Source organism: Cellulosimicrobium sp. 22598, from assembly GCF_052044445.1.
GTDB lineage: Bacteria > Actinomycetota > Actinomycetes > Actinomycetales > Cellulomonadaceae > Cellulosimicrobium > Cellulosimicrobium cellulans_G.
On record NZ_JBQEMZ010000013.1, the window covers coordinates 118731 to 130423 of the forward strand.

An 11693-nucleotide genomic window follows, 5' to 3' on the forward strand; every position below is an offset into this window, starting at 1 on the left:
TCAGCCGCAGCCCGCCGCGGCGAGGACGCCGTCGCGCACGACGAGCGCGAACGTCCCGCAGGCGTCCGTCCGCAGCACCGTCGCGCCGACGCCCCGGTAGAGGTCGAGGGCCCGGTCCGTCGGGTGACCGTAGGTGTTCTCGCCCGAGCTGACGAGCGCGACCGTCGGGGCGAGCAGACCGGCGAGCCGGTCGGACTGCGTCGCCGAGCCGTGGTGCGCGACCTTGACGACGTCGACGGGTCCGGAGCCGCGCTGCGCGAGGGTCCGCGCGAGGGCTGCCTGGCCGGCGTCCTCCAGGTCGCCGAGCGCGACGACGTCCATCCCCGCCACGCGCAGGAGGAGCGCCACGCTCGCGTCGTTCGCCCCGCCGTCGGACTCCGTCCGGGCTCCGCCCGACGAGGCGGCACCTGACCCGGCGGGCGACGGGCCGGGTCCCCGCGCGGCTCCCGAGCGTCCGCCGCCCACCCCGGCCTGGAGCACCTCCCACCGCACACCCGCGGCGGTGCCGTCACCGCCCTCGCTGCCGACGGCGCCCGCCGTCGCCACCTGGACCGGGACGCCCGCCTCGGCGAGCGCGGCGAGCGTCCTCTCGGCCTGCTCCGGGGGATCCGCCGTGGCGGTCACGAGCGCGCGCTCGACCGCGCGGCCGCGCAGGACGGCGTCGAGACCGCCCACGTGGTCGGCGTGGAAGTGGCTGAGGACGAGCAGGTCGACCCGGTCGACGCCGAGCCGGTCGAGGCAGCCGCCCGCCGCGGTTCCGGGTGGCCCCACGTCGACGACGACCGCGGACCGGGGCCCGGAGCGCAGCACGAGGGCATCGCCCTGCCCGACGTCGCACGCGACCACGGCCCAGTCCGACGGCACCGGTCCGGCCGACACGGCGAGCGGTCGCACGAGCACGACGACGAGCACCGCCAGGACCGCCGCGGCGACCCCGCCGGCGACGACCTGACCCGGGCTCCGGCGAGGGCGCCGCGGCGCCGCACCCGGCCACGCGAGGCGTCCGCGCCCGCCCGACACCCGCCGTCGGGCGACGCGGACCGTCCGGGCGACGCGGTCGCGCAGGGGTGGCGACGACGCGCGTCGGAGGGCGCGCCGCTCCCCCGCCTCGTGCAGCGCGCGCGACCGGAGCACGACGGCGAGCAGCACGACCGTCCCGAGCGCCAGCAGGACCAGACCGCCGACGCCCCCGGGCCAGGGCAGCCGCGCACCGGGCAGACCCGCGAACGCCTCGGCGACGCCGGCGATCCACCCCGTGAAGATCCCGGCGGCCCACGCGAGCGCCGTCGCCGCGCCCGGCCACCACGGCGCGACGAGGGTCGCGAGCACTCCCAGGACGGTCGCGGGACCGAGCGCCGGGGCCGCGACCAGGTTGGCGGGGACGGACCAGGTGCTCACGCTCGGGTCGAGCAGCACGAGCACCGGGGCGCACGCGGCCTGGGCGGCGACGGGCACCGCGACCACGTGCGCGGCGGTCCGCCCGCACCACGGCGCCATCCGGCGGGCGAGCGGCGCCGCGAGGAGCGCGAGCCCGGCCGTCGCCGCGACGGAGAGCACGAACCCGTACGAGCGGGCGAGCCCGGGATCGAGGACGAGCAGGACGATGACGCCCGCCGCGAGCGCGGCGACGGCGCGCGACGGCCTGCCGAGCGCGATGCCGACCACCCCGACGGCACCCATCGCCGCCGCCCGCAGCACGCTGGGCTCCGGGTGGACCAGCACGACGAACCCGACCATGGCCGCACCCGTGACGACCACGCGCGCCCCGCGGGGCGCGCGGGCGAGGACGCACAGCGCGGCCACGCAGGTGACGACGATCGCGAAGTGGCCGCCGGAGACGGCCGTGACGTGCGTGAGCGACGTCGTCCGCATCGCCTCGTCCAGCGCGGGGTCGAGCCGCGAGGTGTCACCGACCGCCACGCCCGGGACGAGCCCCCGCGCCTGCGGGCTCAGCCCGTCGGTCGCGTCGAGGAGCCCCCGACGCATGGCGTGCACGCCGCGCAGGAACGCGCCCGGTGGCTCCACGATGCGCGGCGCCCCCTCCGTCCGCAGCAACGTCCGGTCGCCCTGGACCGCCAGCCGGCCCGTCACCACGACCGCCGCCCCGTAGGCGAGGTCGTCCCAGCCGTCGCCGGGCCCCGTCACGACGACGGTGCCGGCCGCCACGGTGGTCACGCCGCGCGCGGTGAGCTCGCGCAGGGAGACGCGCACCTCGTGACGGTCGGCGGCACCCGACCACGGGTTCGTCCGCGGCACGACGGCGGAGCGCACCACCGCGGTGACCGTCGCCGTCGCGCCCTCGCCGGCCACGTCGGCGAGCGCCTGCCGGTCGGCGAGCTGCGCCCCTGCGGACAGGAGCACCGCCGCGACGCACGCGACCACCAGTGCGCCCTGTGCCAGCACGCTCCCGGCCCGCCCCGACCGGGTGGGCCGGTCGGGGCGCGCCGGACGTCGTCGGTCTCCCGGCCCCGACGGCACGCGCGCGGCGCCCGGGGAGGTGGCGGTCCGCGGAGCCGTCGGCGTCCCGCGGCGGCCACGTCGTCCTCCGAGCAGCAGCACCCCGAGCACGACGCCCAGCAGCACGACGGCGACCGACGCACCGCGCAGGGCCGCCGCCGGCGTCGCGCCGGCCGCGAGGAACGCCGTCCCCCACGCCGCGAGCGCCGCCGGGACGAGCCGCAGGTCGCTCACACGCGGACGAGGTCGCGCACGTCCGCGAGGACGGCAGGCCCGATCCCGCTCACCTCGCCGAGCTCGTCGACCGTGGTGAACGGACCGTTCTCCTCCCGCCACGCCACGATGCGCTCGGCGAGCACGGGCCCGATCCCGGGCAGCGCGTCGAGCGCCGCCGCGTCGGCCGTGTTGAGGTCGACCGTGCCGTCCGCGGCAGACCCTCCCGACGGTGGTGCCGACCCCGCGGCGGGCACCGCCTCGCCGGGGCGCGGGACGACGATCTGCTCGCCGTCGGTCACCGTCCGGGCGAGGTTCAGCGCGGCGAGGTCGGCCTCCGCGGTCGCCCCGCCCGCGGCGTCGAGCGCGTCGGCGACGCGCGCGTCGGCGGCGACGGTCACGAGGCCCGGCGCGACGACCTGGCCCACCACGTGCACGACCACCCCGCCCGACGGCACGCCCTCGGACGCGGCGCTCGCGTCCTCGTCGCCCGCCCCGGCCGGGGCCGCGCCGCCCACCGTCCCGTCGGCGTCCGACGAGGTCACGGCGGCCTCTGTCGAGGAGCCGCCCGTGGGCGCCGCGTCGAGGGGCGCGACCGGGGTGACGCCGCCGGCCGGGGACCGCAGCACGACGACCCCGGCCGCGAGAAGGAGCACGACGACCAGCGCCGCGGCCGCGACCCGGGGCCGCAGCGCCCACCGGCGCCTGCCCTCGTCGCCGAGCCCCGCGAACCCCGCGTGGGACGTGGGGTGCCCGTACGCCGCGGTGTAGGCCGTGGACGCGGTCCGGGCAGCGCGGGAGCGCAGCCGGTCGACCGCCTCGCCGTCCGGACCCGCGAGGCCGTCGGGGTCGTGAGGTCCGGTTGCTCCCGCCGGGTCGGTGCCTCGACCCTCGTCCACGTCGGGACGCGGCGGGAGCCAGCCCGGCCCCGCGTGCTCCGGCTCCCCCGCACGACCACGCCCGCGGTGACCGCCCCGTTCGCGCATGAGCGGCTCGCTGCGGCGTGCGGAGAGCTCCGCGACGGGGGCGGGCGCCGCGCCGTCGCCCACGGGGTCGGGCTCCGCCGTGCGGAGACCGTCCGGCCACGGGTCGACGACGGGCGCGGCGTCGCCGTCGTGCGGCGGTCCGAGCTGCGGGAGCGCCGCGGTCGCGGGGTGCCAGGCGAGCGCGGGCCGCTCGGCCCCGGTCACCGCGCGCAGGCGCTGGCGGACGACCGCACCCTCTCGGGCGGGGTCGCGACCGGGACGGGCGTGCTGACGCGGCTCGGGTCGTGGGGTGCTCACGCCGCGACCGTACGGAGCATGGGTCGGGAGGATCCCGCTCGTCGAAGGCTCCTGGGGACGGGACGCTCCGTCGACGGCCCTGTGCACGGCCACGACCGGCCCGCTCTCGCCGCGGACGGAGGACCGACGGGTCTCGGCGCGCGTCGAACTGTCCGCGACGCCCGGGTCTCAGCGCGCGGTCGAACCGCCCTCGACGCCCGAGCCGCGGTCCGCGAGCTCGGCGACGACGACGGCCAGCACGCCCGGTCCCACGTGGGCGCCCAGCACGGCGCTGACGGGGGTGACCACGACGTCCAGGCCGGTGCGGGCGGTCAGCTCGGACGCGAGCCGCTGCGCGCCCGCCTCGTCCCCGACGTGGTGGACCGCGAGCGCGGGCAGCGCCCGGCGCGCCGCGGACTCGACGGCGACCGTCGTCAGCCGCTCGACCGCCGCGGCCCTGGTCCGGACCTTCTGCACGACCTCGATCCTGCCCTCCCGCACGGCCAGCAGCGGCCGCACGCCGAGCACCGTCCCCAACGCCGCGGACGCCGCGCTGAGGCGGCCCCCACGGCGGAGATGGTCGAGCGAGTCGACGAGGAAGACGGCGCGGCTCGCGTCGGCGACCTCGATGGCGCGCCGGGCGACCACGTCCGCGCTCTCCCCCGCTCCCGCGGCACGGGCGGCGGCCCGCGCCGCGAAGCCCAGCCCCATCGCGACGGTCCGGGAGTCCACGACCCGCACCGGGACCGGTGCGTCCGCCGCCGCGAGCGCGGCCGCGTGCACCGTGCCCGACAGCTCGCCCGAGAGATGGACGGAGACGATCTCGCGCGCGCCCGCGGCGACGGCGGCGGCGTACGCCTCGGCGAACGCCCGGGGCGTCGGCTGCGACGTCGTGACCCGGCGACCGGCCTGCAGGTGCGCGGCCACGTCCTCGGCGGTGAGCCCGACTCCCTCGAGCGAGGACTCGTCGTCGACGATCACGTGCAGCGGGACGGACCGGAGCCGCTCCTCGGGGACGGACGGGAGGGACGCCGTCGAGTCGGTGACGACGTGCACGTGGTGGTCGGTCATGGCCGCGCCACCTTACGGCCCGCGCGGGCCGTCGCGCATCCCGGCCCGGCTGCGCCCCCGCGGTGCCGCCCCTACGATCCGAGCATGGCCGACGACGCCGCACAGTCCCCGACCGAGCTCGCCGCCCTGCGCGCGGCCGCCGCGCAGGCCGCCGCCGAGGCCGCCGAGGCCAGAGCCGCCGCCGCGCAGGCGGCCCTCGAGGCCGCGGAGGCGGCCGCGCGGGCCGACACGGCCCCGGAGACCTCGGCTCCCGAGGGCGCCGACGCGTCGGCGACCGGCACGCCCCCGGGTATCGCCGGTCCAGCCGAGGCGAGCGGATCCCGCGAGGGGGGCACGTCGTCGGGCACCGAGCCGAGCGCGGGGGGTCGCGCGCCTGCCGAGGAGGCTGCGCCGTCGGGCACCGGGCCGCTCGAGGGCTACGCCGCCGAGGTCGCGACCGGCTACGCGTACCGGGGCGGCACGCTCGCGCTCGGCGCGCTGCTCGAAGGCGACCCGGGCGGCGACCCGACGCCGCGCGCCGACGTGCAGGTGGGGTTCGCCCTGAGCATGCTCAACCGGCACGGGCTCGTCGCGGGCGCGACCGGGACCGGCAAGACGAAGACGCTCCAGGGCATGGCGGAAGGGCTGTCGGCCGCTGGTGTGCCCGTGTTCCTCGCGGACGTCAAGGGCGACCTGTCCGGGCTCGCCGTGCCCGGCGAGCCGAACGAGAAGATCGTGGAGCGCTCGGCGTCGATCGGGCAGGACTGGAGCCCGACGACGTTTCCCGTCGAGCTCTACTCGCTCGGCGGTCTGGGGACCGGTGTGCCGATCCGCACGACCGTCACGGACTTCGGTCCGCTGCTGCTGTCCAAGGTCCTCGGGCTCAACGAGACGCAGGAGTCGAGCCTCGGGCTGATCTTCCACTGGGCCGACACCCAGGGTCTCGCGCTGCTCGACCTCAAGGACCTCCAGTCGACGATCGCGTACCTCACGTCGGACGAGGGCAAGGCGGAGCTCAAGGGGATCGGCGGGGTGTCGAGCGCGACGGCGGGGGTCATCCTGCGCGAGATCGTCGCCCTGCAGGCGCAGGGGGCGGACGTGTTCTTCGGTGAGCCGGCGTTCGCGACGTCGGACCTGCTGCGCACCGCACCCGACGGCCGGGGCGTGATCTCCGCGCTCGAGCTGCCCGCGGTGCAGGACCGCCCCGCGCTGTTCTCGACGTTCCTCATGTGGCTGCTGGCCGACCTGTTCCAGGAGCTGCCCGAGGTCGGGGACGCGGAGAAGCCGAAGCTCGTCTTCTTCTTCGACGAGGCGCACCTGCTGTTCACGGGCGCGTCGAAGGAGTTCCTCCAGCAAGTGGTGCAGACCGTCCGGCTCGTGCGGTCGAAGGGCGTCGGCGTGTTCTTCGTGACGCAGAGCCCCAAGGACGTCCCCGCCGACGTGCTCGCGCAGCTCGGCAACCGCGTCCAGCACGCGCTGCGCGCCTTCACGCCCGACGACGCCGCCGCCCTCCGCGCGGCCGTACGGACGTATCCGACCTCGCCGTACGACCTCGAACGGCTGCTGCAGTCGCTCGGCACGGGCGAGGCCGTCGTCACGGTCCTCACGGAGAAGGGCGCACCGACCCCGGTCGCCTGGACGCGCGTGCGGGCACCGCAGTCGTCGATGGAGCCCGCGCCCACGACCGTGCTCGAGGGGATCGTGGCTGCGTCGCCGGCCTTCGCGCGCTACGGCACGGCGGTCGACAACGAGTCTGCGTTCGAGCTCCTGCAGGTGCGCGTGCAGGAGCAGGCGGCGGCGCGGGACGCGGCCGCGGCCGCTGAGGCCGAGGCGGCGGCCCAGGAGAAGGCGGCCAAGGACGCCGCCAAGGAGGCCGAGCGCGCGGCGAAGAAGGAGCAGGCGGAGCTGGAGACGATGCGCGCGAAGCTCGAGCGTGACGCGGCGAAGAGCCGCTCAGGATCGGGCAGGTCGTCACGGTCGCGGTCGTCGAGCCCGCTCGACTCGTTCCTCCGCTCCGCCGGCACCCAGCTCGGCCGCGAGCTCACCCGCACCATCTTCGGCACCCGCCGCCGCTGACCCCCACGTGCTGTGGGCGTGAGATGGGCCCGGTTTCGGAGTCGAAACCGGGCCCATTTCATGCCCACAACCAGGTCGGGGACTCAGACGACGATGTTGACCAGCTTCGGGGCGCGGACGATGACCTTGCGGACCTCGGCGCCGTCGATCGCTCGCACGACGTTCGGCTCTGCGAGCGCGGCGGCGGTGAGATCCTCCTCCGTGATCGACGGCGGCACCTCCAGGCGGGCGCGCACCTTGCCCTTGACCTGGACGACGCACGTCACGGTGTCCTCGACGAGGTAGCGCTCGTCGGCCGTCGGGAAGGGCTCGTGCGCGAGCGAGCGGTCGTGGCCCAGGCGCTCCCACAGCTCCTCCGCGATGTGCGGCGCGACGGGAGCGGTCATGAGCACGAGCGGCTCGACGGCCTCGCGCGGCACGCGGTCGAGCGACGTGAGGTGGTTGTTGAGCGTGATGAGCTTCGCGATCGCCGTGTTGGGGCGCATGTGCTCCATCTCGACGCGCACGTCGGCGATGGCGCGGTGCACGGCACGCAGGGTCGCGGCGTCGGCGGGCTCGTCGACGACCGTCAGCTCGCCGGTCTCCTCCGAGACGACGTTGCGCCACAGCCGCTGCAGGAACCGCTGCGACCCCACGACGGCGCGCGTCTCCCACGGGCGCGACAGGTCGAGCGGACCCATCGACATCTCGTAGACGCGGAACGTGTCGGCGCCGTACTCGGCGTACATCTCGTCGGGCGTGACGACGTTCTTGAGCGACTTGCCCATCTTGCCGTACTCGCGCTGCACGACCTCGCCGTTCCAGCGGTACACGACCTCGCCCGAGCCGTCGGACGCGGGCTCCTCCGTGACCTCGGCGGCCGGCACGTACTGGCCGCGCGCGTCGGTGAACGCGTACGCCTGGACGTAGCCCTGGTTGAAGAGCTTGTGGAACGGCTCGACGCTCGTCACGTGGCCCAGGTCGTAGAGGACCTTGTGCCAGAAGCGCGCGTAGAGCAGGTGCAGGACGGCGTGCTCGACGCCACCGACGTACAGGTCCACGCCCCCGGCGCGGCCCGCGCTCGGGTTGTGCTCCGGGCCCATCCAGTAGCGCTCGAGGCCGCCGTCGACCACGACGTCGTCCGCGCCGCCGTCCCACCGCGGGTCGAGGTAGCGCAGGTAGTACCAGCACGACCCCGCCCAGTTGGGCATGGTGTTGGTGTCGCGGCGGTACTGCTTAGGGCCGTCGCCGAGGTCGAGCGTGACGTTGACCCACTCGTCGTTGCGGCCGAGCGGCGCCTCGGGCGACGAGTCGGCGTCGTCCGGGTCGAACGTGCGGGGCGCGTAGTCCGGGACGTCCGGCAGGTCGACGGGCAGCAGCGCGTCGGGGATCGCGACGGGCTGGTCGTTCTCGTCCCAGACGATCGGGAACGGCTCGCCCCAGTAGCGCTGGCGGCTGAACAGCCAGTCGCGGAGGCGGTAGGTCGTGGTGCCCTCGCCGAGGCCCTTGGCGACGAGCCACTCCGTGATGCGTCGCTTGGCCTCCGCCACGTCGAGACCGTCGAGCGACACCTCGTCGTTCGACGAGCCGACGGCGACCCCGTCGCCCGTGTACGGGCCCGTGAAGTCCTCGGGGAGCCCGCCCTCGGGCTCGACCGTGCGCACGACCGGCAGCCCGAACGCCTCGGCGAACGCGAAGTCGCGCTCGTCGCCGCCCGGGACGGCCATGATCGCGCCGGTGCCGTAGCCCATGAGGACGTAGTCGGCGGTGAAGACCGGGATCGTCTGGCCGTTCACCGGGTTCACCGCGAGGTGCCCGGTGAACACGCCCGTCTTCTTGCCCGCGTCGGCCTGGCGCTCGACCGCCGTCTTCGCCGCGGCCTCGCGACGGTAGGCGGCGACGGCCTCGACCGGCGAGCGGTGCCCGCCGGTCCACGCGCTCGACGTGCCGTCGGGCCAGTGCGCCGGGACCTCGTCGAGCAGCGGGTGCTCGGGGGAGACGACCATGAACGTGGCGCCGAACAGCGTGTCCGGGCGGGTCGTGAAGACCTCGATCTCGCCGCCGGACTCCGCCGCGACGTCGTTCGCGCCGTCGGGCGTGCCGAGCACGGCGAACCGCACGAGCGCGCCCTCGCTGCGCCCGATCCAGTTCCGCTGCATCGCCGTGACCTTCTCCGGCCAGTCGATGAGGTCGAGGTCGTCGGCGAGGCGGTCGGCGTACGCCGTGATGCGCATCTTCCACTGGCGCAGGCTGCGCTGGAAGACCGGGAAGTTGCCGCGCTCGGAGCGGCCGTCGGCCGTGACCTCCTCGTTCGCGAGGACCGTGCCCAGGCCGGGGGCCCAGTTCACGGGCGACTCGTCCACGTACGCGAGGCGCTGGGAGTCGACGACGGCGCGGCGCTGCTGGGGCGTGAGCGTCGCCCAGTCGGCCCCCTCCTCGACACCGTCGACGCCGCCCGGCACCGGTCGCGCGCCCGACGCGAGCTCGGCCTCGAGCTCGGCGATGCGGCGCGCCCGGCCGCGACCGCCGTCGGGCCGCAGCGCTTCCGCGTCGTACCAGGAGTCGAAGATCTGCAGGAAGATCCACTGCGTCCAGCGCACGTAGTCGGGGTCGATCGTCGCGAACGTGCGGCGCGAGTCGTGCGCCAGGCCGAGGCGGCGCAGCTGGCGCCGCATGTTCGCGATGTTGGCCTCGGTCGTCACGCGCGGGTGCTGGCCCGTCTGCACCGCGTACTGCTCGGCGGGCAGGCCGAACGCGTCGTAGCCGAGCGCGTGCAGCACGTTCTCGCCGCGCATGCGCCGGAAGCGCCCGACGACGTCCGTCGCGATGTACCCGAGGGGGTGCCCCACGTGCAGGCCCGCGCCCGACGGGTACGGGAACATGTCCATGATGAAGTACGGGCTCGCGCCCTCGGGGCCCTGGCCGTCGCCGTCCGTGAGCTCGCCCGTGGGGTTGGCGGCCCAGAAGGTGCCGCGCTGCTCCCAGAGCTCCTGCCACTTGAGCTCGATCTGCTCCGCGAGCGCCGGCGTGTAGCGGTGTGCGGGGCCGCCCGCGGCGGGGGCGTCCGAGGCGTGCGGGATCGAGGCGGTGTCAGGCGTGGTCACCCGGCCGAGTTTACCGGCCGACGGGAGGCGCGACGGCGGCCGTCCGGCCCGTGCGAGGATGTGCGCCGTGATCATCGTGACGACCAACGAGGTGCCCGGCTACCGCATCGACGCGGTGCTCGGCGAGGTGATGGGCATGACCGTGCGCAGCGCGAACATCGGCGCGAACTTCGTCGCGTCGTTCCGCTCGATCGGCGGCGGCGAGGTGACGGAGTACACGAAGCTCGTCTACGAGTCCCGCCAGGAGGTCATGCACCGCATGGTCCAGGAGGCGCAGCGCCGCGGCGGGAACGCCGTCGTCGGCATGCGCTTCGACACGGGCGAGATCGCGGCGTCGTTCTCGGAGGTGTGCGCGTACGGCACCGCCGTCGTCGTCACGCCGATCCCGGCGGGCCAGCCCGGCGCGACGGCGCAGTCCGCCCACCAGGCCCAAGGTGCGCCGTCCGCTCCCCCGCAGCCGGGCGGTCACGGCTACCCGCAGGACGCCGCGCCGGACCAGCCGGCCTGGCGCTGACGCCAGCGGCGGTCCGCGCGGCCGGACCCTCGCGGGGCCGCGGCGCGCGTCAGAACAGCGTCATGATGATCGGGCCCTTGACCAGCAGGATCCACGCGACGAGCGCGACGTAGCCGATCGCCAGGAACAGGTGCCGGTTGCCCACGAGCGTGCGGCGCACGCCGTCGCCCGCGGGCAGGTACCCCTCCTGGACGGCGTGGACCACCTGGTACCAGAAGAGCGGCAGCATGGCGAACCACACGACCATGCAGTACGGGCACATCGCCGAGATCGCGTACATCGTCGTCCAGATGAGGAAGACGATCAGACCCATGCCGAGGGTCGTCCCGCCGAGGAGCGCGAGCCAGTACCAGCGTGGGAGCCGCGCGCCCGCGAGCAGCACGACGCCCGTCGTGATGACGACGGGGAACGCCGCGATGCCCAGCAGCGGGTTCGGGAACCCGAGGAGCGAGCCCTGCCAGGAGTCCATCGCGTCGCCGCAGTCGAGCAACGCGTTGAGGCTGCACGACGGCACGTGGTTCGGGTCCGCGAGCTTGAGGAACTTCTCGATGGCCAGCGCCGCCGAGCCCGCCAGACCGATCGCGCCGGCCACGACGAGCAACCAGCCCATCGCGCGCGTGCTGATCGGGCGGGGACCGGACGACGGCAGCGGCTCGTCGTCGTGGTCGGCGGACACGCTCGCACCGGCGGTGGCGCTCTTGCTCACGGGGACGCTCCTCGTGGGTCACCGGCTCGCGCCGGACGTGACGGGGCGCACGGCGGTGCGCGCAGGGCACAACCTACCGCGCGCCGCTGGGTCCCGGCTGGGAGTCCGCCGAGGTAGAGGCGTGGTCGCCTTTCACGACGGCGTGTGGTTGCCCTGGGTGGTCGGGGTGGGTGGTGGTGCCGCGTCTACCATCCGCGCCGCTCGTTCCTCGCGTCGCTCCCGCCAGGCCCGACCACGACGCGGCACCACCACCCACCCCGACCCGGTGTCGACTCACCCGGTCGGTGCTCACGACGACCAGGGCTCTACCTCGGCAGACCACGGCTCTACCC

7 protein-coding genes are annotated in these 11693 nt (G+C 75.7%); 2 read left to right on the forward strand and 5 right to left on the reverse strand.

The window, feature by feature from the left end:
* From ACTJIY_RS15095 to ACTJIY_RS15105, 3 genes are all read right to left on the reverse strand, one after another.
* Positions 1-2691 carry a ComEC/Rec2 family competence protein gene (locus ACTJIY_RS15095; RefSeq protein WP_440674486.1) on the reverse strand — a complete coding sequence of 897 codons (2691 nt, stop codon included), beginning with the start codon at positions 2689-2691 and terminating at the stop codon, positions 1-3.
* Entirely contained in the window at positions 2688-3953 is a 1266-nt protein-coding gene (locus ACTJIY_RS15100; protein WP_440674485.1) for a ComEA family DNA-binding protein, read from the reverse strand. Before ACTJIY_RS15100 ends, ACTJIY_RS15095 begins: the two co-directional genes overlap by 4 nt.
* Positions 3954-4121: 168 nt before the next feature.
* The gene (locus ACTJIY_RS15105; protein ID WP_253050351.1) at positions 4122-5003 is read right to left on the reverse strand and encodes a DegV family protein; all 882 of its coding nucleotides are present in this window, start codon (positions 5001-5003) and stop codon (positions 4122-4124) included.
* A gap of 84 nt (positions 5004-5087) precedes the next feature.
* Between ACTJIY_RS15105 and ACTJIY_RS15110 the strand changes: the two genes are divergently transcribed.
* Positions 5088-7058, forward strand: coding sequence for a helicase HerA-like domain-containing protein (locus ACTJIY_RS15110; RefSeq protein WP_440674484.1), 1971 nt, complete (start codon positions 5088-5090; stop codon positions 7056-7058).
* An 83-nt stretch (positions 7059-7141) separates the two neighbouring features.
* On the opposite strand, the gene leuS is transcribed toward ACTJIY_RS15110, so the two are convergent.
* Positions 7142-10141, reverse strand: coding sequence for a leucine--tRNA ligase (gene leuS / locus ACTJIY_RS15115; RefSeq protein ID WP_440674483.1), 3000 nt, complete (start codon positions 10139-10141; stop codon positions 7142-7144).
* 67 nt (positions 10142-10208) lie between these two features.
* Here leuS and ACTJIY_RS15120 point away from each other — a divergent pair, with 67 nt between their 5' ends.
* Positions 10209-10655: a YbjQ family protein gene (locus tag ACTJIY_RS15120; RefSeq protein WP_253050354.1), complete on the forward strand. Its 447-nt coding sequence runs from the start codon at positions 10209-10211 to the stop codon at positions 10653-10655.
* Between the two features lie 49 nt (positions 10656-10704).
* Here ACTJIY_RS15120 and ACTJIY_RS15125 read toward each other — a convergent pair whose 3' ends face one another.
* Positions 10705-11361: a vitamin K epoxide reductase family protein gene (locus ACTJIY_RS15125; RefSeq protein ID WP_440674482.1), complete on the reverse strand. Its 657-nt coding sequence runs from the start codon at positions 11359-11361 to the stop codon at positions 10705-10707.
* Positions 11362-11693: the final 332 nt, after the last annotated feature.